Genomic DNA, 26,964 nt, shown 5'->3' on the forward strand with positions numbered 1-26,964 from the left:
TTAATTCATTCTATTGAGTATAGGGAGTATGACGCCTGATAAATGGGTCACGCGTTGTTCTGAATTCATTAAATTAAAGGTAGTTTTTTGCTGTGATAATTTGACGTTAAAACACACTTGAGTAGGTAAATAGATAGCATTTTTAAATTGAACATTAATACTAATGCGTTGAATATCAATGAGCGCTTCTAATTGTGCGAGGACACGCGCTTTTGCCAGCATGCCGTTCATGATAGTTGACTTAAATCCCATTTATTTTTCTGGAATAGGGTGTAGGTTGTTTTTTAAAGTGTGTAATCGGCCTTGTCGTCATGATAAATAAATCGCGCAATTGTGTGTTGCATTTATGTTAACCTCTTTGTTTGCTTGTTAAGTTGGCGGGTATGTAATCGGTTATGGCAGCTCGGTCAAATACTTGACCTAAATTGTGTTACTCAAACCATTGATAGTGGTAGAGTTAGCGGTTCAAATAAAGATTTAAAGTTAATAAGTGGAATAATTATGCAAGATGCGGGCGTATTATTACGTATTGCTTATGCGGCAATGAAAGAGTTAGATATCGATGTACTCGAAGTGCTCTCTCGTTGCAACATTAGTGAAGATGTGCTGAATGATAAGGATTTACGTACCCCTAATCATGCGCAAACACATTTTTGGCAGGTCCTTGAGGAGATAACGAAAGATCCCAATATTGGTATTTCTCTTGGCGAACGAATGCCTGTATTTACTGGCCAAGTTTTAGAGTATCTTTTTTTGAGTAGCCCTACGTTTGGTACTGGTTGGGATCGCGCAGCAAAATACTTCCGGTTGATTAGTGACGCGGCAAGTGTTGCGATTCATGTTGATGGTGATGTCGCGAGGTTATCTGTTAATTTAGACGGAATGAGAGAAGATGCTAATCGCCACTTGAATGACTGTTTAGTGATAGGTGCATTTAAATTCTGCCAGCATGTTACAGACGGTGACTTTAAAGCCAATAAAATTGCCTTTGCTCATCAACAGCCTAGCGATTTAACTGCCTATGCTAACGTTTTTCCTTGTCCACTTGAGTTTTCAGCGGCAGATAATTTTATTTATTTTGATGCTGATTTTCTCGATCGACCTTCAACACATGCTGAACCTGAATTGTTTGCACTGCACGAGCAGTTAGCAAGCCGAAAAATTGCAAAATTAGAACTTCAAGACATTATAAATAAGGTGCGTGGCATTATTGCCCAACAACTTGAGTCGGGCGTTGTGACATTAGAGAGTATTGCAACCGAGCTTGATATGAAGCCACGTATGTTACGGGCTAAGTTGGCTGAGATTGATTATAATTTCAATCAAATTCTAGCGGATTTCCGTTGTGAGCTGTCTAAAAAACTGTTGGCGAATACGGATGAATCAATTGATCAGATTGTATATCTAACTGGGTTTTCAGAGCCAAGTACTTTTTATCGTGCATTTAAACGTTGGGTACAAATGACACCCATTGAATATCGCCGAAGTAAGCGGGTTAACGATTAATAAATCTAGAAGCGTTTAACCTAGAAAGAAGTAGCTGCGATCCATCAAGGTCGCAGCTACTTCAGCGTTACGTATCTCTAAGCACCAATTAATGATTGGCCGCAAATTCGAATTGTATTACCTGTCACTCCTGCTGCTTGTGGTTGCGCAAAAAATGCAATAGCCTCGGCTACGTCAATTGGTTTACCTCCCTGTTTTAACGAATTCATTCGGCGACCCGCTTCACGCACGGTAAAGGGGATCGCAGCGGTCATTTTTGTTTCGATAAAACCAGGTGCTACGGCATTAATGGTTATATTCTTTTCAGCAAGCGGTTTTTGCATCGCATCGACATAACCAATAACGGCAGCCTTAGACGTCGCGTAATTTGTTTGACCAAAGTTTCCTGCAATACCACTCATCGAAGATACGCAAATAATTCGACCATATTGACTCAATAAGTTTTCACTTAGTAGTCGCTCATTAATTCTTTCCATGGCTGACAGATTAATATCCATAAGCACGTCCCAGTGATTATTCGTCATACGTGCGAGGGTTTTATCTTTTGTAACCCCTGCATTATGTACAATGATATCAAGTGATGTTTCACGTACAAATTCGGCAATGACAGTTGGCGCGTCATCAGACGTAATGTCGGCTACGATAGTACTGCCTTTTAAGCGATGCGCAATTTTTTCAAGATCCGGTTTCAGTGCTGGTATATCTAAACAAATAACATGAGCGCCATCGCGAGCGAGTGTTTCAGCAATAGCGGCTCCAATACCACGAGATGCGCCAGTAACAAGCGCGGTTTTTCCTTGTAAAGGTTTAGTTAGGTTAACAGTACCGTGTATTGTTCCTGGTTTCACATTAATCACTTGTGCTGATATATAGGCAGACTTAGTAGACGTAAGGAAGCGGAGTGGGGCGTTAAGCAATGATTCACTGCCTGCTTGCACATACATAAGTTGGCATGTGCTGCCATTTTTACCGATTTCTTTGGCCAGACTACGACAGAAACCTTCTAAAGATCGTTGTACTGTAGCGTAACTCACATCCTTAAGGTGCTCACTCGGACGACCTAAAACGATGACTCTGCTACATTTTGATAGTTGTTTTATTGCAGGCTGGAAAAATCGGTGTAATGCGCTTAATTGCTGGCTTGTTTTAATGCCAGATGCATCAAAGACGATGCCGTTGAATTGATCTGATTTGTTCATCGCATTTAAGCTAATTGGGGTAGCACTGAGTGGGGTATTATTAAATTGATCATTAAGGTTGGCTAACTCTGGTGTGCTATTCGGATAAGAAATAGCAAGTTCTGCATCGTGAAATGTTTCAAGGATGGGTTTTATCAGATCACTATTCGTGGCGGCCCCGATAAGTAAACGACCAGAAATAAGATCTGGACCGTGAGAAAAGCGCGTTAATGTAACTGGTTGTGGAAGATTAAGTTTTTTGAATAAAGCTGAGGTCCACTTACCATTGGCGATCTTTGCATACGTATCCGTCATTATTTAATCCTTGTTATTGTGAGCAGTATTAATCTAGCAATTGAGCATGTGTTAAAAGTTACTGTATGACTATGACTTATTTGCCAAATATTGGTAATAAATAGTCCAGTTCATTGCAGTATAAATGGGTATAGTATAACTAAATAATATGCAAAACATCGACTTCATGACGTTCTTTTACGTTGTTGGGAAGAGTCGGTAGGCAAAGCGGCGAAAAAGGAAGTGTTCAATGAGATGCTAGCGCATTTCATTGTAAATAGTGACCTTCGGCACGACAACCCAATCATTGGTTTCCAACAATTGGGGGTCACTTTATTATTAGGCTTTAGCGTTATCTATAATAGAATTATCGTCGACAATTATTGTGTTATAGATGCTTTTACTTTTCTGATTGCATTTTTGATGCCTTCAGGGTCATAACCCGGTAGCATAACTACGTTATCTTGATTTGCTCCTTTGCTTGGCATTATAACTACAGCTGGTGTACCACGTAATCCGAGTTTAGAAAATAACTTAAAGTTAGCTGCGTAACGCGCATTAGGTTTGAATTCATTAACGTTTACACCCGCTTTTTTAGCTGATTTTTTAACGTCTTCTTTGGTTAACTTACCTTCGTCATGACCTGTTGCGAAGATTGCGTTATGGTAAGTTAAGTAAGCTTTACTGCCTTTTTCAGAAAAAATCCATTGTCCCATGTCAGCTGCGTAACCTGATACTTCCCAGCGCTCAGAAAAAATAGGTGTTTCTTTAAAAATGAATTTAGCATCAGGATTTTCTTTTATTATGCTATCAAATTCAGGGCTCAATTTGGCACAGTATGCACATTGATAATCAAAGAATTCGATAATACTTACATCTGCATCACTAGGGCCGATGAAAGGACTTTTTTTGTCTTTAAGTAGTGCATCTTGATTGTCTACGATTGCTTTAGCGCTTGCGGCTTGTTGTAATTTCATTTGTTTTAATTGCAGGTTTTTTGAAGCTTGTATCAAAATTTCTGGATGGTTTACTATGTATTCAGCAGCAATTTTCCCTATTTCATCTTCTTGTTCTTTATTAAATGTTGAATTCGAAGCCATGCAATTAAGGCTGATAAGTGTACCCAAAGCAGCTGCAATAGAAAGAGATGATTTTTTCATTTTTAAACTCATTTAATGTAAGTAGTGTGGTATGTGTAAGCATAATGAAAGAAAAGTTCCTTAAAATTAAAATTCGAACCATGAATTTTAAGCTTGTAGTCCTACTCAAATCTCTCATTCACATTTTCAGGGCCATAACAACGGCCAAATTGATATATAGCTTGAGTAATCGAAATATCATCATACGATTATGGTAAGGCGTTCCAATATTCCTTACCATAAAGGGAATCTGGCACTATACAAATATAATTCTTGTTTACGTTTTGATTTTATTTGATAGATTCTGAATGTTTTCCTATATCCATTTGTAATACATAAAAATTTTGATATTGTTGAAGACACTTTAATTAAAGTAGGATTCACATATACGTTCCAAGCTTAGCTTGGCGTTATCAAGATTAAGGAATAATCGTGCAATTATCAGGTCAAAGAATAAAACTATCACCATTCGATGAAACGGATAAGCGTCTTTTTATTGAAATATCAATGTGTCCCAAAATGATGGAACATGTTTATGAAGCCTTTACATATGAAGACGCTGCAGCGGCGTTCGCAGCTAAATCACAGCCTTGGACTATTGAAAGTGACGGATGGCTGTCATTAGGCATATCTGAAACCGAAACCGGTGAAAAACTAGGGAATATAGGACTTAAAATTGTTAACCATGAAGCCAAAATTGCTGTGGTTGGCTATATGATTAAGCAGGGTGCTCAAGGAAAAGGGTTTGCAAGTGAGGCATTGAACCTGCTTAAAGACTATGCGCTCAATGGATTGGAACTTAATAAGCTAACAGCTACATGTTCAGTTCATAATATGGGTTCATTTAAACTACTCGAAAAACTTGGCTTTGTTCGTGAGGGCCGTTTACAGCAAAACTCTTTAATTAGTAACAAGTATGTAGATGATTATATCTATGGTTTGTGCAAGTAGTTTTATAACAAATCGCTGAATTAAGATTCACTAAGGCTGTCATGCCGCCGTTCAATTTAGAGGCTATATGCAATTAAAAGTATCTTCAAGTATCGTCCTTACGCCATTAAGTACATCCCATGCCCTTGAGCTATTTGAAGCCGTAGAATTGAGTCGGAATAACCTTTCTCAATACATGCCATGGGAAAAGAGCGTAATAGATCGGGAAAGTGCCGAAGATTATATTGATAAACGTTTAAATAGCGGTGAGGAAGGTGCGGAATGGTTCGCGATTAATTTTAAAAATAAATTCGGTGGTGTTTTTGCAATAAAATCAATCAATAGAAATTTCAGCACTTGTGAGCTTGGGTACTGGCTTTCTGACAATGCTAGAGGTAATCGCGTTATCGGTCAAGTGTTGGAGAATGCAGTGCCTTATCTAGCGAATAAACAAAATATTAGCGTTATTGAATTTCATTGCTTAGAAAGCAATGCTGCCAGTATTCGTATAGTGGAACGAGTAGGGGCTAAATTTCAAAGTAAAATAGCTAATATATTAGATGTTCCTCATAAAGAGCCGTCACTGTGTATTTATGCGTTGGAAGTTCAGGCTTAATCAAATTATTCTATTTATGTAAATTCGTGATACTTAAAAAATTCAACATTTTTCAATTTTCAATTTTCAAAAGGATATATAATGATAAATAAAATGATATCTGTTGCTACTGTTTCATTTTTATTAGCCATATCATCAACTACCTATGCAGGGCAGTTGACAGGCTGCGCTGCAAAAAAGAATGAGTTAGAAACGCAAATAACGTATGCAAAAAAATATGATAATACCTATCGTATTCAGGGCTTAGAAAAAGCACTCAAGGAAATAAATGAAAACTGTACTGATGAATCATTGAAAACTAAACGAATGAAGAAAATAACAGAGAAAGAACAAAAAGTTGCAGAAAGAAAACACGATCTCAAAGAAGCAAAAGAAACTGGTAACCCAGATAAAATAAAAAAGAAAGAGCGGAAGTTAGAGGCTGCTGTTAACGAACTATCTGAGGCTAAAAACGAGCTTTTACGTTAATTGTAGTCGCACAGCTTAATCTAACAACAAGTTAAATAACATAACCATTATGGTTAATGGGGAGGGGGTATATTAGTTAGGCTCTCTCATAATATGTTCATATTAGTTTGCCATATATTTTTAAATAATGGATAAGTAAAAAGTAAGATCTTCCCTCCGTTGGCTTGAGTCAAATACAGCCCTGATTTTTCAGCAAATGCTGTCCAACGTTGGGTTAATTAAATCCTCATTGCATAAATATGAAACTACTTCAAATAGAGAGAGTTAAAATAGCGGTGAACAAACAAGCAGCTTAGAGTTTTTATTTTAAACTTGTTTCAACAATGTTACATTAATGTATCTAAAGCCTAATGTGCTGCGGGCATATATAAGTCATCTTAATTAAAGGAATAAACCATGACAGGTCAAACAATAAGAAGAGTTGCAATTATCGGCGGTAACCGTATCCCGTTTGCACGTTCAAACACAGCATATTCGAAACTAAGTAACCAAGACATGCTTACGGAAACGATCCGTGGTTTAGTGGTTAAATACGGTCTACGTGGTGAACAACTTGGTGAAGTTGTTGCGGGTGCGGTAATTAAACACTCTCGCGATTTTAACTTAACGCGTGAAGCAGTATTAAGTGCAGGCCTAGCACCTGAAACACCTTGTTATGATATTCAACAAGCATGTGGTACTGGTCTAGCTGCTGCAATTCAAGTAGCAAACAAGATTGCACTGGGTCAAATTGAAGCGGGTATTGCTGGTGGTTCTGATACAACATCTGACGCACCGATTGCAGTGAGTGAAGGTATGCGCAGTGTTTTACTTGAGTTGAACCGCGCTAAAACGGGTAAACAACGCTTGAGTGCACTTTCTCGTTTACGTCCTAAACATTTCGTGCCACTAACGCCTGCGAATAAAGAACCGCGTACAAAAATGGCGATGGGCGATCATTGTCAAGTGACAGCGAAAGAGTGGAATATCTCACGTGAAGCACAAGATGAATTAGCATGTGCAAGTCACCAAAAATTAGCGGCTGCATATGAAGAAGGTTTCTTCGATACATTAGTATCGCCTATGGCTGGTCTAACTAAAGATAACGTATTACGTGCAGACACGACAGTTGAAAAACTAGCTAAATTAAAGCCTTGTTTTGATAAAGTAAATGGCACTATGACGGCTGGTAACAGTACGAACCTTACGGACGGTGCATCCGCTGTATTACTGGCAAGTGAAGAGTGGGCTGCTGAACGCAACTTACCCGTTCAAGCTTATCTAACATTTGGCGAAACAGCGGCTGTTGACTTTGTTGATAAAAAAGAAGGTCTGTTAATGGCTCCCGCATATGCAGTGCCAAAAATGCTTAAGCGTGCAGGTCTAACATTACAAGATTTCGATTTCTATGAAATTCATGAAGCATTTGCAGCACAAGTACTATCAACGCTAGCTGCGTGGGAAGATGAGAAATTCTGTAAAGAGAAACTCGGTCTTGATGCACCGCTTGGTTCAATCGATTTAACTAAGTTAAACGTGAAAGGGAGTAGTTTAGCAACGGGTCATCCATTCGCCGCTACAGGTGGTCGTGTTATCGCAACACTAGCACAACTGCTTGATCAGAAAGGTTCAGGTCGTGGTTTAATCTCGATTTGTGCGGCTGGTGGTCAAGGTATCACGGCTATTTTAGAAAAATAAACACTGCGTTTATTCTCTATTGATAAAAGACTTCGTATTAAATATCGACGTTCTTTATCAATAAAACGTAAATAAAAATGCCAATACTGCAGAGTATTGGCATTTTTATTTAAGTCACTAAGTGCGCTAATATGATGTCATCATTTTAATCTCTAATTGGATTAGAGCACGGCGCCCCCAATAAGAAACCCAAGTGCTACCGATGTCGAGATAGTGACAACGCCAGGAATGAAGAAAGGGTGGTTAAATACTAAATTACCAATGCGAGTTGAACCTGTGTCATCCATTTCTACTGCTGCGAGTAACGTTGGGTAAGTCGGCAATACAAACAGCGCACTCACTGCAGCAAATGAAGCGATGGCCGTTATAGGGGCAACCCCAATGGCTAAGGCCGCTGGCATTAAGGCTGTCGTGGTGGCACCTTGTGAGTAGAGTAGTGTTGAGGCGAAGAATAGAGTTACTGCAAGCATCCAAGGGTATTGATTAAGGATGTCCGCTGAAAAAGTTTTGATCTCTTCAATATGACTTGATACGAAAGTATCACCGAGCCAAGCTACACCAAGTACACAGATACAGGCGCTCATGCCTGCTTTGAATGTTGCTGCATTCGCTATCTCTGATGCATCAATCTTAGTGAAGGTTACAATAGCGGTAGCGGCTGAGAGCATAAACACCATAATGGCATCATTACGGTTTAAGGTTGGGTTTTCAATAATATTAACCGCGTCTGAAATCAGGGTCGCATAGATGATCACCCCTATGATTGCGGTTACAAAGATACCTGTTGCTAACTTAGCACTAGGCAATATCTCTCTTTGTGTCTGACCTTTAAATTTGACTAATCCTTTAGCCAACTTTTCCTGATAGATGGGATCATCTTTTAGCTCGCAGCCTAAAAAGTTAGCAACGAATGCGCCGACCATACAAGCGATGAATGTTGACGGGATACAAATAGCTAACAGTGTTAAATAACCGACGCCTAGTGGCTCTAAAATGCCAGAAAAGAAGACAACAGCTGCAGATATTGGCGATGCTGTGATCGCTATTTGTGAGGCGATAACCGAAATACTTAGTGGTCTTGATGGACGTATTCCTTGCTCTTTAGCTACTTCAGCAATAACCGGTAATGTTGAAAATGCAGTGTGACCAGTCCCTGCAAGCAACGTCATAAAGTAGGTGACCATTGGGGCGTAAAAAGTGATTCTTTTTGGGTTTTTACGCAGAAAACGTTCAGATAATTCGACTAGCCAGTCTAATCCTCCAGCCACTTGCATCGAAGCAATTGCAGCAATCACGGACATGATGATTAAAATGACATCGATGGGAATATTTCCGGTGTCAACACCCATAAACAGGGTCAGTACCAATACTCCCGCGCCACCGGCAAGGCCAATACCAATACCACCGATACGAGCGCCAAGATAGATAAAAGCAAGTACAACAAAAAACTCTACAGCAATCATAAATGACCTTAATTTGAATAGTTAATGGTGAGAAAATCTACTTGCAGCGCCTTAGGTGGAATAAAAAGGCAGTGTAAGATACCTAATACGGAGTAATTGTAACGCTGCTGTCGCTTGGGTAGAAGAAGTGATTACACTATTTTACTAAAGCTGTGAGGTCGTTCACATGTGTTTGATATCTATCCTGAATAGATAATAAGAACAGAGATAAAGACCAAAATTAAGGAAGAGGTGTGAGTGTGGGGAATTAATTATAAAAAAACAGCACCGAAGTGCCGTTTATAAGCTACACGATTTTAAAAGTGGCGCTTTCTGCTTTTGGGAAGATAGTTACGACATTAAGCTGTTTCAAACGCGATACCTACAGCGGTAGAAACTTCGTCAGCGATGGCACCTGTTTCACTGTTAACTTGCTCCGTTGCCTTTAATGTAGCTAAATCACCATCGACATGTGAAATTGATGCAATATATTTTGCCGTACGAATCCGTATAAACGGGAATGCAAACCCTAAAGAGACTATTAATAGTAGAATATTAGTGATAATTAATATTACACAAGGGTTTATCGTCATTGATGACTTGAACTGAATCTCGTCATTGAGTGTTGTTTTAGAGAAAATATAGTTACGTAGTTCAGCCTGAAGGTGAACTTGAATATAGATAATCATAACGACTAGGCCGATATAAGGTAAAAACTTAAGAAGAGTTCCTGCACTGCTACCCATGCCCATTGATATACCTCCTACAACCCCGAATAATGCGACAGTAATGATCAACATTAATAAGAATTTTAAAAACATCGGAAAAATGTCTTTCGTCGAGAGTTCGCTTGAAAATGTAAGGTCTCCGTAGCGAGTGTTATTTAACGTATATTGATGAATGCCTTTAATTACCCAAGCAAATAGAAATGGTGCTAACGCTAGCGCAATAACAACTCCAACAATCACGGTTAGCACCATCGAAATAGGCTTAAGAACCATTGCTGTTATTGCAATCGCAGCGCCGACCATAATATAAGCTACGAGCGGTTTGAGTAATACGGCAATATAAGCCTGACCATAACGACCATTAAAGTTGAAACGAATATTACGATATTGTGTCATCTTCAATTCAAAGCCAATACTACGTACATATAATACGGGGAAGAAAGCTAGCATGATTAGCATCATTGCGCCACCTGCCACTGGGTTTGAGATATTTAAAAGAACCCAAACGCCTAAACCAATCGCGGCAATAATTCGACCGATTAAAATACTTACTGGTTTTGCGAGATATGAAAAACGATCGCCATCAAGACAGGTATTATCATAGAAATACTGATTTGTTCTCACTGTCGCCCAGGCTGAATAAATGCCAAAAGTGACAATTGTTAACAGTATATTTACTATCCAAATAGCAAAGTACTCTTTTGTTTTTCCTGTAAATTCAAAGTTATGTGTTTGCATATGTAATCCGTTACATAGAGGTTGTTGGTACACTACACAATAAAGGTTATTGGGCTAAACTCAATGCTCAAAATTAAGAATGGTAACTAAGTATGGAAATTATAATGAAAGGCTAGGTGAGAGGTTTGAGTAAATGATGAAACAAAAAAAACAGCACCGAAGTGCTGTTTTGATTGAAGCTAGTTTAACTAAAAATAAAAGCTAGATTAGTCTTCGTATGCTTCGTTATGTACGCCCGCTGCACGACCCGATGGATCTGCATTGTTTTGGAAACTTTCATCCCAAGCTAGCGCTTCTACTGTTGAGCACGCTACAGATTTACCAAATGGTACGCATTTAGCCGCAGAGTCACCAGGGAAGTGGCCTTCAAAGATCGCTCGATAGTAGTAACCTTCTTTAGTATCTGGTGTATTAATTGGGAATTTATATGCCGCGCTTGCTAGCATTTGATCCGTTACCGCTTCTGCAACGTGTACTTTAAGTTGATCAATCCAAGAATAACCAACACCATCAGAGAATTGTTCTTTTTGACGCCATACAATTTCTTCTGGTAATAAATCTTCAAACGCTTCACGGATGATGTTTTTCTCGATGCGATCACCTGTGATCATTTTTAATTCAGGGTTTAGGCGCATTGCAGTATCCACAAATTCTTTATCTAAGAAGGGTACACGTGCTTCGATTCCCCAAGCTGCCATTGATTTATTCGCGCGTAAGCAATCGAACATATGCAGTTTAGATACTTTACGTACTGTCTCTTCATGGAACTCTTTTGCATTTGGTGCTTTATGGAAATACAAATAACCACCAAACAACTCATCAGCACCTTCACCAGAAAGCACCATTTTAATGCCCATGGCTTTAATCTTACGCGCCATTAAATACATCGGTGTTGATGCTCGAATAGTCGTTACATCGTATGTTTCAATGTGGTAAATAACATCGCGTAATGCATCGATACCTTCTTGTACGGTAAATTCAATCGAGTGATGAATAGTGCCTAAGTGATCAGCTACTTTCTGCGCTGCAGCTAAATCTGGCGAACCGTTTAGACCCACAGAGAAAGAGTGCAGTTGTGGCCACCATGCTTCTGTTTTGCCACCGTCTTCGATACGACGTTTTGAATACAGCTGAGTAACCGCTGAAATGACAGATGAATCTAAGCCACCAGATAATAATACACCGTAAGGAACATCACACATTAGTTGACGTTTAATCGCTTCTTCTAAGCCTTGCTTAACGACTTCTTTATCACCGCCATTTTGTGCTACAGCATCAAATTCTGTCCAATCACGTTGGTAATAAGGTGTTACTTTACCATCTTTACTCCACAAGTAATGACCAGCTGGGAATTCTTCGATTTGTGTACAAACAGGTACTAATGCTTTCATTTCAGATGCAACATAAAAGTTACCGTGCTCATCATAGCCCGTATATAGCGGAATAATACCGATATGATCTCGACCGATAAGGTAAGCATCTTCTTCTTCATCATATAAAGCGAAAGCAAAAATACCATTCAGATCGTCTAAAAATTGTGTTCCTTTCTCTTTATATAGTGCAAGGATAATTTCACAATCAGACTCTGTTTGAAATTCAAAATCTACATTTAATGTTTTCTGTAAATCTTTGTGGTTATAAATTTCACCATTAACAGCGAGTACGTGAGTCTTTTCTTCATTGTATAAAGGTTGTGCACCATTATTAACATCAACAATTGCAAGGCGTTCATGAACTAAAATAGCATTATCATTAGTATAGATACCTGACCAATCAGGGCCTCGGTGACGCAGTAACTTTGATAACTCTAATGCTTGTGCACGAAGAGGTTTAATGTCTGATTTGATGTCTAGAATTCCGAATATTGAGCACATAACTAATTCCTTCTTATGCTGCGTATGCAGCTAACTTTCTAAATAGTGTGTCTAATTTGCCACATTGTAGATTTAATGCAAATAAAAATGATAAAACATTTACAAAAAACACATTTAAATGTGGAATCGATAATTTAATGGTGTTAAAAATAACAATTCAACAATATTGATGGCGAGGAAATAGACTAATATGGATCTTAATGAATAAGTAAGCATGATTGAATCCATTCAACGCAACGTGGTACTAAGTAAATAATTTAAATACAATAATAATCCACTTGGGTTAAATTTATCATGATAATTAACTATAGCTCAATGGCAATTTGGCATAACTGTAAAATATATTTAAAATTAATGGGTTAATAGAGTATTTAAATTTTAAATTGGCACTTTCTGGCGTTATTTGTTTATTGATATTGAGCCATAGCGCGTTAGGACGATTAAAATAGTGCAGTAAATATAAAAAATAGTTGGTTTTGTTGACATAACTGAATAAACTAATTGACTTGTTATCTCGTAATATTTTTGTAATTTAAACAGGTTCGATAAAATTATATGTCTGATAAATATAAACCGTATGACCTTTCTTTCAAAAAAACATTTTTGCTACCTAAGTTTTGGCCAGTGTGGTTTGGCGTCTTTGTATTATACTTATTAGCTTTTGTGCCAGTGAAACCGCGTGATAAGTTTGCGCGTTTCATCGCGACTAAATTATTTAATTTAAAAATGATGAAAAAACGCAAGAAGGTTGCAAAAATTAACTTATCTATGTGTTTTCCTGAGATGGATGAGACAGAACAAGAGCGAATCATCGAGGGTAACTTAGTTACTTTTTGCCAAACGATCTTAAGTTATGCAGAACCAAGTGCGCGAAGCTTAGCTTACAATCGAAATCGTATGATTGTTCATGGTGGTGAGAATTTGTTCCCATCATTGGAACAGGGAAAGCCATGTATTTTATTAGTGCCACATAGTTTTGCTGTTGATTTTTCAGGTTTGCATATTGCGTCTTACGGTGCACCATTTTGTACCATGTTTAATGATTCTGGAAACGAACTTTTTGATTGGTTGATGACACGCCAGCGAGCAAAATTTGGCAATACAATTTATCATCGAAAAGCAGGATTAGGTGCACTTGTACATTCTCTTAATAAAGGTGAGAGTTGTTACTATTTACCTGATGAAGATCATGGTCCTAAACGTAGTGTATTTGCGCCGTTATTTTCGACACAAAAAGCAACCTTACCTGTATTAGGAAAATTAGCACAAAAAACAGGTGTAGCAGTTGTACCTATCTATGCTGCATATAACGAAGAACTAGGTAAATTCGAAACATTTATCCGACCTGCGATGCAAAATTTTCCGTCAGAAAGTCCTGAACAAGATGCAGTTATGATGAATAAAGAGATCGAAGCGTTGATTGAATGTGGTGTTGATCAATATATGTGGACGTTAAGATTATTAAGAACACGTCCAGATGGTAAAAAAATCTACTAATAATCAATTAAGCACTATATCTGTATCAAGATATAGTGCTTCTATTGTAATTATCCTGTCTAACAAGCTTCATATACTTACCCTGAAATTAAAATCTATGACAGATTTAGTCTGTACTTGCTTTGTTTTTAGCCGAATGCGTTATACAAATTTGATCTAGGTATCTATTCTGTCTTTCTTTATGCTTCTTACTCTATGTTTTTCGATCTTTACTTGTTACACTTAGTTTCATATGAAAGCGATATCGTTTCAATAAAAGCTATGTCGTTTCAATAAAAATTTTGGTTTATAGTCGCATTCAGCGTAAATCGAACAACGTTCTCATCTAGACTATAAATAAGAAAACAAGATTTAAAAGAATATAAAATATCCCATACGGAGCTATAAGAATGAAAAAGACTAAAATTGTTTGTACAATTGGTCCAAAAACTGAATCAGTAGAGAAACTAACAGAGCTTGTTAATGCAGGCATGAACGTTATGCGTTTAAACTTCTCTCATGGTAACTTTGCTGAGCATTCAGGTCGAATTCAAAATATCCGTCAAGTAAGTGAAAACCTGAATAAAAAAATTGCAGTATTATTGGATACGAAAGGTCCAGAAATCCGTACGATTAAATTAGAAAATGGTGAAGATGTAACATTAACGATAGGTCAGTCATTCACTTTTACAACAGATATTAACGTTGTCGGTAATAAAGATTGTGTTGCTGTCACGTATGCAGGGTTTGCTAAAGACTTAAACCCTGGTGCAATCATCCTTGTTGATGATGGCTTGATTGAAATGGAAGTGACTGAAACCACAGAAACTGAAGTTAAGTGTAAAGTATTAAACACCGGTGCACTTGGTGAAAACAAGGGCGTTAACTTACCGAACATCAGCGTAGGTTTACCTGCATTGTCAGAAAAAGATAAAGCTGACCTTGCGTTTGGTTGTGAGCAAGAAGTTGATTTTGTTGCTGCATCATTTATTCGTAAAGCGGATGACGTAAGAGAGATTCGCGAAATCTTGTTTAATAATGGTGGCGAAAATATTCAGATTATCTCGAAAATTGAAAATCAAGAAGGTGTTGATAATTTTGATGAGATTCTAGCTGAATCAGACGGCATTATGGTAGCTCGTGGTGATCTTGGTGTTGAGATCCCTGTTGAAGAAGTGATCATGGCACAGAAGATGATGATCAAGAAGTGTAATAAAGCAGGTAAAGTTGTCATTACAGCAACACAAATGCTTGATTCAATGATCAATAATCCCCGTCCAACACGCGCAGAAGCAGGCGACGTTGCCAATGCTGTTCTTGATGGTACAGATGCGGTTATGTTATCTGGCGAAACAGCGAAGGGTAAATACCCTGTTGAAGCAGTTACTATCATGGCAAACATCTGTGAGCGTACTGATAACTCAATGTCTTCGGACCTGGGTGCGAACATTGTTGCTAAGAGCATGCGTATTACCGAAGCTGTATGTAAAGGTGCGGTAGAAACAACGGAAAAATTATGCGCACCACTGATTGTTGTTGCTACGCGTGGCGGTAAATCAGCGAAGTCTGTACGTAAGTATTTCCCGAAAGCGAACATTCTTGCGATTACAACGAATGAGAAAACAGCACAACAATTATGCCTAACGAAAGGTGTCAGTACTTGTATCGTTGAGCAAATTGATAGTACGGATGAATTTTACCGCAAAGGTAAAGAGCTTGCGCTAGCAACAGGTTTAGCGAAAGAAGGTGATATTGTTGTTATGGTTTCAGGTGCGCTTGTACCATCAGGCACAACAAACACTGCATCAGTTCACCAACTTTAAGTTGTTAAATTGATATTGTAGAAAAGAGAGCGTATGCTCTCTTTTTTTATACCTGCATTTAATATAGAGTTAATAAAAAGTTAATTGGGATTAATCAAAGAGATGGGTAGCACTAAACACAATATTGGCTTAGTACTTTCTGGTGGTGGGGCGAAGGGTATTGCTCACCTAGGCGTATTAAAATACCTGTTAGAGCAGGGTGTAAGACCGAGTTTAATTGCGGGAACAAGTGCTGGCTCTATGGTTGGTGCCCTTTACTGTTCTGGATTAGAGGTTGATGAAATACTGCAATTTTTTATAGATGTGAAACCATTTTCTTGGAAATTTACTCGAGCCGCTGCGGGTTTTATTGATCCTGCTAAATTGTATCCTGAATTTTTAAAGTATATTCCGGAAGATAGCTTTACACATCTTAAGCCTGAATTACGTATCGTTGCTACTAATATGCTTCTTGGAAAAGAACATATTTTTAAAGATGGCTCCGTCATTAACGCCTTGTTGGCATCGGCAAGTTATCCTTTAGTATTCTCACCTATGATCATTGATGAACAGGTCTATTCTGACGGTAGCATCGTTAATCATTTTCCGGTGAGTGTTATAGAAGACGATTGTGACAAAATAATCGGCGTGTATGTGTCGCCAATACGTCAAGTTGAACCTGAAGAATTGTCGAGTATCAAAGACGTTGTATTACGCGCATTTACGTTGCAGGGAAGTGGCGCTGAATTAGAGAAACTATCTCAATGTGATGTGCAAATTTATCCCGAAGCATTAGTCAATTACAATACATTTACAACCGACGAAAAATCATTACGAGAAATCTTTCAGATTGGCTACGAAGCAGCAAAAGAGCAATGTGATAGTATTGTTGAATTAAAGGAAAGTTTAGCCAGCAGTAACTCGAAAAAAAATCCCTTTACAAGGTGGTTCGGTCATTAATACTGTTAGTAATTCTTGTGTTATACTCATCAATAATTAATCTTAAATAATTTATCACGGTAAACATGACTCAAATAAATAACCCGCTTCACGGGATTACACTCGAAAAAGTAATTAACAGCCTTGTTGATAAATATGGTTGGGATGGCCTTGGTTACTACGTTAACATTCGCTGTTTTACCCATGATCCAAGTGTTAAGTCTAGTCTTAAATTTTTACGAAAAACCCCTTGGGCGCGTGATAAAGTTGAAGCGTTATACGTAAAAATGGTCACTGAAGGCTAAATTTGGTTACAACCTTTGGTACGTAACACGTTGTCTTATATCGCGCTGTCATTTCTCAAATTTATCTATATGCTATATATTTTAAATACGTGACCAAATAGGTTAATTTCAGTAATGACGAAGATATACCATCATCCAGTACAAATTTATTATGAAGATACAGACCATTCAGGTGTTGTTTACCATCCTAACTTTTTGAAGTATTTTGAACGTGCACGTGAGCATGTTATCAATAGTGATTTATTGGCGACATTGTGGAACGAACGCGGGTTAGGTTTTGCGATTTATAAAGCCAATTTAACGTTTCAGGATGGCGTCGAGTTTGCTGAAGTTTGTGATATCCGTACCTCTTTTACGCTCGATGGTAAATATAAAACGGTCTGGCGTCAGGAAGTGTGGCGTCCCAATGCGAGTAAGGCTGCCGTCATCGGTGATATTGAAATGGTGTGTTTAGATAAAGAAAAACGCTTACAGCCCTTTCCTGATGATGTATTAACCGCAATGGTAAATTCATAATATCTGGCGTTAGCCAATTTGAGTACGAAAAAATTACAATGAAATAATGAGGCATCAAATGCCTCTCTTTACGTTTATATGACTTCCCGTCACGATTCGACCATCGCTAATAGCGACGTTTTCACATGTTCTTACTCGTTATATCAGGATTAAATATGGCCATTAGTACATTAAAAATGCTGAGCATTTAGTCTATTAATCATTATTTATGATTGAATTCTGACAGCGTCGCAGCTGTTATGTAATTTAATGTAAGCTTCTGCTCATTTATTACGGCGTTTATGCTAACAAATACATGCTAAAAATGAGAGGTTACGCAGATTTAAGATTAATTATTTGCCACCGGGGTATTTTAGAAAAATAGGTTTTTAGCTGAAAATAGATGTTTATGACTGAAAATCTAGTTAAAACCGGGCTAATGTGAATAAATATGCATTATTTTATAATGCTAAATCTGTTATTTTCAGTTATCCCCTGATCTGATGAGTCTGCCTTAAGTGAAATCGAGTATATTTGAGTTGGTTTTTAATCCTGTGTATATTATTGCAGATGTAAATAATACTATGCTGGCGTTGGACGATTAAGTTCAATGCTGACGATTGGGATAAAATTTAAAACAATTAACTCTACCGAATTTATTTTATGTGAAATGAAATGACGGTAGATTTTTTTCGCACTTTAAGAGTACACTTGTACGCTCAAGTGGTTGGCTTGGTGTCCAAATGGACGTTTAATGAGCATTGTTTTTAGTGCAGGAAGATCCTTACAGGAGCAATAACACAATGGCTAAAAAGAACACCACATCGGTTAAGCACGGCAAGGATGTGTTAAGTAGTGACGAGCAACAGTTAAATTCACGTTTGCAAGAATGCCCAATTGCAATCATCGGTATGGCATCGGTTTTTGCTGACGCTAAAAACCTGGATCAATTCTGGGATAATATCGTTGATTCCGTTGATGCTATTATTGATGTGCCTAGCGATCGCTGGAATATTGACGACCATTATTCGGCAGATAAAAAAGCTGCAGATAAGACTTACTGCAAACGTGGTGGTTTCATTCCTGAACTTGATTTTGATCCGATGGAGTTTGGTCTGCCGCCAAATATCTTAGAGCTAACTGATATCGCTCAACTGCTGTCGTTAATTGTTGCACGCGATGTATTAAGTGATGCTGGCATTGGCAGTGATTATGACCATGATAAAATTGGTATCACTTTAGGTGTTGGTGGTGGTCAGAAACAAATTTCACCGTTAACCGCTCGCCTGCAAGGCCCAGTGTTAGAAAAAGTATTAAAAGCCTCAGGTATTGATAAAGATGATCGCGAAATGATCATCGAAAAATTCAAAAAAGCTTACATCGGTTGGGAAGAGAATTCATTCCCTGGTATGTTAGGTAACGTTATTGCTGGTCGAATTGCTAATCGCTTCGACTTTGGCGGTACTAACTGTGTGGTAGATGCGGCGTGCGCTGGCTCCCTTGCCGCAATTAAAATGGCGATCTCAGACTTACTGGAATACCGTTCAGAAGTGATGATCTCGGGTGGTGTATGTTGTGATAACTCACCATTCATGTATATGTCATTCTCAAAAACCCCTGCGTTTACCACCAATGATGATATTCGTCCGTTTGATGACGATTCGAAAGGTATGCTGCTGGGTGAAGGTATTGGCATGCTGGCGTTTAAACGTCTGGAAGATGCTGAACGTGATGGCGATAGAATCTATTCTGTATTGAAAGGTATCGGTACGTCTTCCGATGGCCGTTTCAAATCTATTTACGCACCGCGTCCAGATGGTCAAGCTAAAGCGCTTAAACGTGCTTATGAAGATGCGGGTTTTGCACCTGAAACATGTGGTCTTATTGAAGGTCACGGTACGGGGACGAAAGCTGGCGATGTGGCCGAGTTTGGTGGTCTAACTAAACACTTTGGTGCAGCGAGTGATAAGAAACAGCACATTGCATTAGGTTCGGTTAAATCGCAAATTGGCCATACTAAATCTGCGGCTGGCTCTGCAGGTATGATCAAAGCAGCATTAGCACTGCATCATAAAATTTTACCCCCGACTATTCATATCGATAAACCAAGTGAAGCCTTGGATATCAAAAATAGCCCGATGTATTTAAACAGTGAGACGCGTCCTTGGATGCCACGTGAAGATGGTATTCCACGCCGTGCGGGTATTAGCTCATTCGGTTTTGGTGGTACTAACTTCCACATTATTTTAGAAGAGTATCGTCCGAGCCATGATAGCGCTTATCGCTTAAACTCAGTCTCGCAAACAGTACTTATCTCTGCGACTAACCAGCAAGGTATTATCGCAGAATTAAATAACTGGCGTACTAAACTGGCGGTAGAGGCTGACCTTCAAGCATTTGCGTTTAACGATTTAGTGACTACCTGGCCGTTGAATTCGCCATCAGCAGACCAAGCGCGTTTAGGTTTTGTTGCACGTAACGCCAACGAAGCCATTGTTATGATTGATGCGGCGTTGAAACAATTCAGCGTGAATGCAGGTAAAGTAACATGGTCAGTACCAACGGGGATCTATTATCGCCAAGCGGGTATTGATGCTAGCGGTAAAGTTGTCGCGTTATTCTCTGGACAGGGTTCGCAATATGTGAACATGGGCCGTGAGTTAACGTGTAACTTCCCAAGCATGATGCACAGTGCAACAGCAATGGATAAAGAATTCAGTACTGCTGGTTTAGGTCAATTGTCTGCAATCACTTATCCGATTCCAGTGTACACTGACGCTGACCGTAAGTTACAAGAAGAGCAATTGCGTTTAACTCAACATGCACAACCCGCGATTGGTTGTTTGAGCGTTGGTCTGTTTAAAACGTTCCAACAAGCAGGTTTTAAAGCTGATTTTACCGCTGGTCATAGTTTCGGTGAATTAACAGCATTATGGGCTGCTGACGTATTGAGCGACAGTGATTACATGATGTTGGCACGTAGTCGTGGTCAAGCAATGGCGGCGCCAGAGCAACAAGATTTTGATGCTGGCAAGATGGCGGCTGTCGTGGGTGACCCACTGCAAGTTGCGGTGATCATCGACGCGATTGATGATGTGTCTATTGCTAACTACAACTCTAATAATCAAGTGGTTATTGCTGGGTCGAGTGAGCAGGTTGCTGTTGCTATTAAAGCGCTGGGTAATGCTGGTTTCAAAGTTGTTCCACTGCCTGTATCAGCTGCGTTTCATACTCCATTAGTGAGTCACGCTCAAAAGCCATTTGCCAAAGCGGTTGATAGCGCTAAGTTTAAAGCGCCGACAATTCCGGTATTTGCTAACGGCACAGGTTTAGTTCATTCAAGTAAACCGAACGAAATTAAAAAAAGCCTGAAAAAACATATGTTGGAACCTGTCCATTTCAATCAAGAAATTGACAATATATATGCAGACGGTGGTCGTATATTTATCGAGTTTGGTCCTAAGAATGTATTAACCAAATTGGTTGAGAATATTCTTAATGATAAATCTGATGCTGTCGCTATCGCTGTAAATGCGAATCCAAAACAACCTGCCGATGTGCAAATGCGTCAGGCTGCCCTGCAGATGGCCGTTCTTGGTGTTACGTTAGAAAATCTTGACCCGTACGATGCGGTTAAGCGTCCATCAACTGCGCCGAAAGTGTCACCTATGTTGATGAAACTGTCTGGTGCATCGTATGTGAGTCCGAAAACTAAAAAAGCATTTGCGGATGCGTTAACCGACGGTTGGACGGTGAAACAAGCAAAGGCTACTCCTGTTGCTGTTCCACAGCCTCACGTGATTGAAAAGATCGTTGAAGTCGAGAAAATAGTAGAAAGAATCGTTGAAGTAGAGAAGATTGTCTACGTTAATGCTGATGGTTCACTTGCATCGAAAAATAATAGCAATGACGTTAATAGCGCTGTTGTTCACAATGTCATTAATAATAGTGATGCCGATCTTGTTGCTTCTATCGAGCGCAGTGTTGGTCAGTTTGTTGAACACCAGCAGCAATTATTAAATGTGCATGAGCAGTTTATGCAGGGTCCACAGGACTATGCTAAAACAGTTCAAGCGGTACTTGCAGCGCAAACCAGCAACGAATTACCGGAAAGTTTAGACCGTACACTGGCGATGTATAATGAGTTCCAATCTGAAACTCTGCGTGTGCATGCAACTTATCTGAACAATCAGACGAGCCATATGAATACCATGCTCACAGGTTCTGAATCTAACGTCATTGCAACGTCTGTTACTCCTGCATTGAATACGCCACAACAGCCAGTACAAACTGCATCGCTAATAACTCCGGTTGTTAATGACAACGTGGCAAGTCCTGTTGTTGTAAATACCGTGACTAATGTTGTATCTAATGTTGCAAATAGTGCGGCCGTTGCAGTACAAACTATAGCATTAGCGCCTACACCTGTGAGTTATCCAGCGGTTGCTGCTACATCGTCACCTGCATTGGTTGCTGTCGTGGCTGAACAAAAAGTTAGCCCCGCAACTGCGACTGAATCAGTTGTTGTACCTGAGGTTGCCGTTCAAGCGAGTATTGATGTAGCAACGATTAACAAGGTGATGTTAGACGTTGTTGCTGATAAAACCGGTTATCCGACAGATATGCTTGAACTGAGCATGGATATGGAAGCGGACTTAGGTATCGACTCTATCAAACGTGTTGAAATATTAGGTGCAGTACAGGAACTGATCCCAGATCTTCCTGAGCTTAACCCTGAAGACCTTGCTGAATTGCGCACGCTTGGTGAAATTGTTGATTATATGCAAAGTAAAGTCATGAACTCCAAAGCTCAAGCTGCAGCGCCTGTAACAAGTGCATCTATTACGGCTGTACCTGTAGTTGCCGGTATTGATTTAGCCCATATCCAAAATGTAATGCTGGAAGTTGTTGCTGATAAAACGGGTTATCCGACAGACATGCTTGAACTAAGCATGGATATGGAAGCTGACTTAGGTATTGATTCAATCAAACGTGTAGAAATCTTAGGTGCAGTACAGGAGATCATTATAGATTTACCTGAGCTAAACCCTGAAGACTTAGCTGAATTACGCACCTTAGGTGAAATCGTTAGCTACATGCAGAGTAAAGCTCCTGCTGCAACGACAGTTTCTACAGATGCTATAGCAGCAAGTTCAACACCTAGTATCGATTTAAACCACATCCAAACAGTAATGCTGGAAGTTGTTGCTGATAAAACGGGTTATCCAACAGACATGCTTGAACTAAGCATGGATATGGAAGCGGACTTAGGTATTGATTCAATCAAACGCGTTGAAATCTTAGGTGCAGTACAGGAGATCATTACAGATTTACCTGAGCTAAACCCTGAAGACTTAGCTGAATTACGCACCTTAGGTGAAATCGTTAGCTACATGCAGAGTAAAGCTCCTGCTGCAACGACAGTTTCTACAGATGCTATAGCAGCAAGTTCAACACCTAGTATCGATTTAAACCACATCCAAACAGTAATGCTGGATGTGGTGGCTGATAAAACGGGTTATCCAACAGACATGCTTGAACTGAGCATGGATATGGAAGCTGACTTAGGTATTGATTCAATCAAACGCGTTGAAATCTTAGGTGCAGTACAGGAGATCATTACAGATTTACCTGAGCTAAACCCTGAAGACTTAGCTGAATTACGCACCTTAGGTGAAATAGTTAGCTACATGCAGAGTAAATCTCCTGCGGCAACGACAGTTTCTACAGACGCTGTAGTGACAAGTTCAGCACCCGCTATCGATTTAAACAACATCCAAACGGTAATGATGGAAGTGGTTGCAGACAAGACGGGTTATCCGGTAGACATGCTTGAATTAGGCATGGACATGGAAGCTGACCTTGGCATTGACTCAATCAAACGTGTTGAAATCTTAGGTGCAGTACAGGAGATTATTACAGATTTACCTGAGCTAAACCCTGAAGACTTAGCTGAATTACGTACCTTAGGTGAAATCGTTAGCTACATGCAGAGCAAGGCTCCTGCTGTAGCTGTTGTGGTTGAAAGTGTACTTGCGACTGTATTGACAGAAGTTGTCGTGACAAGTGCTACACCTACTATCGACTTAAATCATATCCAAACGGTAATGATGGAAGTGGTTGCAGACAAGACTGGTTATCCGGTAGACATGCTTGAATTAGGCATGGACATGGAAGCGGATCTTGGTATTGATTCAATCAAACGTGTTGAAATTTTAGGTGCAGTACAGGAGATCATTACTGATTTACCTGAGCTAAACCCAGAAGACTTAGCTGAATTGCGCACCTTAGGTGAAATCGTTACCTACATGCAGAGTAAAGTTGAGTCTCCGGTTGTAGCTGACGTTGCTAATACAACGGCTAATACTGTAGTGACTGCCGCGATTGATTTAGACCGCATTCAAAACGTGATGATGGACGTTGTTGCGGATAAGACGGGTTACCCTGCCAACATGCTAGAACTAGCAATGGACATGGAAGCGGACCTCGGTATTGATTCAATCAAACGAGTTGAAATTTTAGGTGCTGTGCAGGAGATCATTACTGATTTACCTGAGCTAAACCCAGAAGATTTAGCTGAGCTGCGTACACTAGAAGAAATTGTACTTTATATGCAGAGTAAAGCCATGCAAAGCAAGGCGACTGGCAGTGTAGATTCTAAAAACGCTGTTTCGGATGCATTCATGCATGACAGTGTTGCAACCATCACTGCAGCGTCAGAGCCTAAAGTAGATTTTCAACCAGCACCGAGTGCGACGGTTGCGATTACGCGACTAAGCTCAGTTACTAAAATCAACCATGATGCTAAAGGTGCTAATGCCTTAATCGTCGCTGACGGTAGTGATAGTGCAATGCAATTAGCGGATAAATTAATTCAATCTGGCTGGAATGTAACTGCATTGCAACCGAGTTGGGTCACCGTGAATAGCACTCAAACGTTTGCTAAATCCGTTAATGTGGTTGCGTTAAACGCCGTTGATGAAACTGAAATTAACAATATCATTACTGCTAATGCACAGCTTGATGCGGTTATCTACCTGCATGCAAGCACTGAGATAAACCATATCGAATATCCGCAAGCATCTAAGCAAGGCTTAATGTTAGCGTTCTTATTAGCTAAATTGAGTAAAGTCACTCAAGCAGCTAAAGTACGTGGCGCCTTTATGGTGGTGACTCAACAGGGTGGCTCATTAGGATTTAGTGACGCTAGTACTGTTAAACACGATGACCTAGTTAAGAGTGACTTAGTACAAAGTGGCTTAAACGGCTTAGTTAAAACACTATCACACGAATGGGATAACGTATTCTGTCGTGCAGTAGATATGCCATCGTCATTAACTGCCGAGCAAGTGGCAAACATTGTTAGTGATGAACTGCTTGATGCTGACACCACTTTAATTGAAGTTGGTTATCAGCCAGCAGAGAAAAATGGTGTTGAACGTGTCACTTTAACAGACGAAGTTACTGATAGTTACGCATTAACCGCAGGTAATAACATTGATGCTAACTCGGTATTTTTAGTTAGTGGTGGTGCTAAAGGTGTGACGGCACATTGTGTTGTTCGTATTGCTAAAGAGTATCAAGCTAAGTTCATCTTATTGGGACGTTCAAAGTTCTCGACAAATGAGCCGAATTGGGCACATGGCATTAGTGACGAAGCTGCGTTAAAGAAAGCAGCGATGCAGTCTTTGATTGCTGCTGGAGATAAACCAACACCGGTAAAGATCGTCCAGTTAATCAAACCTATCCAAGCTAATCGTGAAATTGCACAAACCTTAACAGCAATTACTGCGGCTGGTGGCCAAGCTGAGTATGTTTCTGCTGATGTAACCAATGCAGTAAATGTACAGGCAGCTGTGAAACCCGTTATCGCTACATTTGGTGATATCACAGGTATCATTCATGGCGCTGGCGTTTTAGCTGACCAATTCATTGAGCAAAAAACACTGAGCGATTTTGAGTCTGTTTACAGTACCAAAATTGATGGTTTGTTATCGCTGCTATCTGTGACTGAGGCAAGCAACATCAAGCAATTGGTATTGTTCTCGTCAGCCGCTGCTTTCTACGGTAACCCTGGGCAGTCTGATTACTCAATTGCGAATGAGATCTTAAATAAAACTGCCTATCGTTTTAAATCATTGCACCCACAAGCACAGGTTCTGAGCTTTAACTGGGGTCCTTGGGATGGCGGCATGGTGACGCCAGAGGTGAAACGTATGTTTGATCGACGTGGTGTATATATTATTCCACTTGATGCGGGCGCGCAGTTGTTACTGAGTGAGTTAGCAGCGAATGATAATCGTTGTCCACAAATTCTAGTTGGTAATGATTTATCAAAAGATGTCGAGAATGATGTAAAGAGTAATGCTGTAAAAAAGCCACAAGTTAGTTGTTTATCAGATGCTTTAGTTATTAAAAGCATCAAAGCGACTAACAGTAATTTTCAGGTGAACGAGAACTACTTTTTAGCTGACCACATGATCAAAGGCAATCAGGTATTACCTACGGTATGCGCGATTTCCTGGATGAGTGATGCGGCAAAAGCGACTTATAGTAAACGAGACTGTACATTAAAATATGTCGGTTTCGAAGACTATAAATTGTTTAAAGGGGTGGTTTTTGATGGTAATGAGGCGGCGGATTACCAAATCCAATTGTCGCCTGTGACTACTGGTTCCGAGCTGGAAGGTGTAGTCCGTATTGCGGCAAAAATCTTTAGCCTGAAAAGCGATGGTAAACCTGTGTTTCACTATGCTGCGACGATATTATTAGCCTCTCAACTGCTAGACGCTGTGAAGGTTAATCTGCCGTCATTAGCGACGGACGTTGATAACAACGCTGTTAACAACAAATCGGTTGATGAAGCACAAGCATTATATAGCAATGGCACTTTGTTCCATGGTGATAGTCTGCAGGGTATTAAGCAGATATTACGTTGTGATGAGCAAGGACTATTACTGGCGTGTCAGGTAACGGACGTTGCAGCCGCTAAGCAGGGTGCATTCCCCTTAGCAGCTAACAACATTTTTGCTAATGACTTGGTTTATCAGGCTATGTTGGTATGGGTGCGTAAGCAATTTAATTTAGGTAGCTTACCTTCTGTAACAGCAGCTTGGACTGTATATCGTGAAGTGGCGGTTGATGAGCTGTTTTATTTGCAACTTAAGGTTGTCGAGCATGATCTGTTGACATCACGAGGCAGTAAAGCCTGTTGTGATATTCAACTAATCAGTGCCGATATGCAATTACTTGCAGAAGTTAAATCTGCGCAAGTCAGTGTGAGTGACATTTTGAATGATATGTCTTGAGCCTGTAAATAAATAAGTAATTATAACTGTAGGCGTCATGGTCATCATG

At 39.6% G+C, this 26,964-nt stretch carries 17 protein-coding genes; 11 read left to right on the forward strand and 6 right to left on the reverse strand.

Annotation, left to right across the window (positions count from 1 at the left end; genetic code table 11):
- Positions 1 to 252, reverse strand: coding sequence for a hypothetical protein (locus AKG98_RS17340; RefSeq protein WP_198155561.1), 252 nt, complete (start codon positions 250 to 252; stop codon positions 1 to 3).
- Positions 253 to 501: 249 nt separating this feature from the next.
- Here AKG98_RS17340 and AKG98_RS17345 point away from each other — a divergent pair, with 249 nt between their 5' ends.
- Complete coding sequence (locus tag AKG98_RS17345; RefSeq protein ID WP_067048787.1) at positions 502 to 1,506, forward strand: AraC family transcriptional regulator; 1,005 nt, start codon at positions 502 to 504, stop codon at positions 1,504 to 1,506.
- Between the two features lie 77 nt (positions 1,507 to 1,583).
- On the opposite strand, the gene AKG98_RS17350 is transcribed toward AKG98_RS17345, so the two are convergent.
- Both AKG98_RS17350 and AKG98_RS17355 read right to left on the reverse strand, forming a co-directional pair.
- Positions 1,584 to 2,999 carry a 3-oxoacyl-ACP reductase gene (locus AKG98_RS17350; protein ID WP_067048790.1) on the reverse strand — a complete coding sequence of 472 codons (1,416 nt, stop codon included), beginning with the start codon at positions 2,997 to 2,999 and terminating at the stop codon, positions 1,584 to 1,586.
- A 359-nt stretch (positions 3,000 to 3,358) separates the two neighbouring features.
- Complete coding sequence (locus AKG98_RS17355) at positions 3,359 to 4,138, reverse strand: thioredoxin domain-containing protein (protein ID WP_067048795.1); 780 nt, start codon at positions 4,136 to 4,138, stop codon at positions 3,359 to 3,361.
- Between the two features lie 411 nt (positions 4,139 to 4,549).
- On the opposite strand from AKG98_RS17355, the gene AKG98_RS17360 reads away from it, so the two are divergent.
- The 4 genes from AKG98_RS17360 to AKG98_RS17375 all read left to right on the forward strand — a co-directional run bounded on the left by AKG98_RS17360 (position 4,550) and on the right by AKG98_RS17375 (position 7,808).
- Positions 4,550 to 5,068: a GNAT family N-acetyltransferase gene (locus AKG98_RS17360; RefSeq protein WP_067048798.1), complete on the forward strand. Its 519-nt coding sequence runs from the start codon at positions 4,550 to 4,552 to the stop codon at positions 5,066 to 5,068.
- A gap of 67 nt (positions 5,069 to 5,135) precedes the next feature.
- Positions 5,136 to 5,663, forward strand: coding sequence for a GNAT family N-acetyltransferase (locus tag AKG98_RS17365; protein WP_067048801.1), 528 nt, complete (start codon positions 5,136 to 5,138; stop codon positions 5,661 to 5,663).
- A gap of 81 nt (positions 5,664 to 5,744) precedes the next feature.
- Positions 5,745 to 6,131 (forward strand): DUF1090 domain-containing protein, encoded by a 387-nt coding sequence (locus AKG98_RS17370; protein WP_067048804.1) that lies wholly within the window; start codon positions 5,745 to 5,747, stop codon positions 6,129 to 6,131.
- Positions 6,132 to 6,527: 396 nt separating this feature from the next.
- On the forward strand, positions 6,528 to 7,808 hold the full coding sequence (locus tag AKG98_RS17375; protein ID WP_067048807.1) for an acetyl-CoA C-acetyltransferase: 1,281 nt from the start codon (positions 6,528 to 6,530) through the stop codon (positions 7,806 to 7,808).
- 161 nt (positions 7,809 to 7,969) lie between these two features.
- Here the strand turns inward: AKG98_RS17375 and AKG98_RS17380 are convergent, their stop codons facing one another.
- The 3 genes from AKG98_RS17380 to asnB form a co-directional block, all read right to left on the reverse strand.
- On the reverse strand, positions 7,970 to 9,271 hold the full coding sequence (locus AKG98_RS17380; RefSeq protein ID WP_067048810.1) for an anaerobic C4-dicarboxylate transporter: 1,302 nt from the start codon (positions 9,269 to 9,271) through the stop codon (positions 7,970 to 7,972).
- A 338-nt stretch (positions 9,272 to 9,609) separates the two neighbouring features.
- Positions 9,610 to 10,716, reverse strand: a complete 1,107-nt coding sequence (locus tag AKG98_RS17385; protein WP_067048813.1) for a YjgN family protein — start codon at positions 10,714 to 10,716, stop codon at positions 9,610 to 9,612.
- A 206-nt stretch (positions 10,717 to 10,922) separates the two neighbouring features.
- On the reverse strand, positions 10,923 to 12,590 hold the full coding sequence (asnB, locus tag AKG98_RS17390; RefSeq protein ID WP_067048815.1) for an asparagine synthase B: 1,668 nt from the start codon (positions 12,588 to 12,590) through the stop codon (positions 10,923 to 10,925).
- Between the two features lie 555 nt (positions 12,591 to 13,145).
- On the opposite strand from asnB, the gene lpxM reads away from it, so the two are divergent.
- The 6 genes from lpxM (at position 13,146) to AKG98_RS17420 (ending at position 26,915) form a co-directional block, all read left to right on the forward strand.
- Complete coding sequence (gene lpxM / locus AKG98_RS17395) at positions 13,146 to 14,087, forward strand: lauroyl-Kdo(2)-lipid IV(A) myristoyltransferase (RefSeq protein WP_067048817.1); 942 nt, start codon at positions 13,146 to 13,148, stop codon at positions 14,085 to 14,087.
- Positions 14,088 to 14,476: 389 nt separating this feature from the next.
- On the forward strand, positions 14,477 to 15,889 hold the full coding sequence (gene pykF, locus AKG98_RS17400; protein WP_067048818.1) for a pyruvate kinase PykF: 1,413 nt from the start codon (positions 14,477 to 14,479) through the stop codon (positions 15,887 to 15,889).
- A gap of 102 nt (positions 15,890 to 15,991) precedes the next feature.
- The gene (locus AKG98_RS17405) at positions 15,992 to 16,828 is read left to right on the forward strand and encodes a patatin-like phospholipase family protein (RefSeq protein WP_067048820.1); all 837 of its coding nucleotides are present in this window, start codon (positions 15,992 to 15,994) and stop codon (positions 16,826 to 16,828) included.
- A gap of 65 nt (positions 16,829 to 16,893) precedes the next feature.
- Entirely contained in the window at positions 16,894 to 17,112 is a 219-nt protein-coding gene (locus tag AKG98_RS17410) for a VF530 family DNA-binding protein (protein ID WP_067048823.1), read from the forward strand.
- A gap of 114 nt (positions 17,113 to 17,226) precedes the next feature.
- A complete protein-coding gene (locus tag AKG98_RS17415; protein ID WP_067048826.1) occupies positions 17,227 to 17,628 on the forward strand; it encodes a thioesterase family protein in 402 nt (133 codons plus the stop codon).
- A gap of 782 nt (positions 17,629 to 18,410) precedes the next feature.
- Positions 18,411 to 26,915: a type I polyketide synthase gene (locus tag AKG98_RS17420; protein ID WP_067048829.1), complete on the forward strand. Its 8,505-nt coding sequence runs from the start codon at positions 18,411 to 18,413 to the stop codon at positions 26,913 to 26,915.
- Positions 26,916 to 26,964: the final 49 nt, after the last annotated feature.

The sequence above is a fragment of the Moritella sp. JT01 genome (genome assembly GCF_001574435.1).
Taxonomy (GTDB): domain Bacteria; phylum Pseudomonadota; class Gammaproteobacteria; order Enterobacterales; family Moritellaceae; genus Moritella.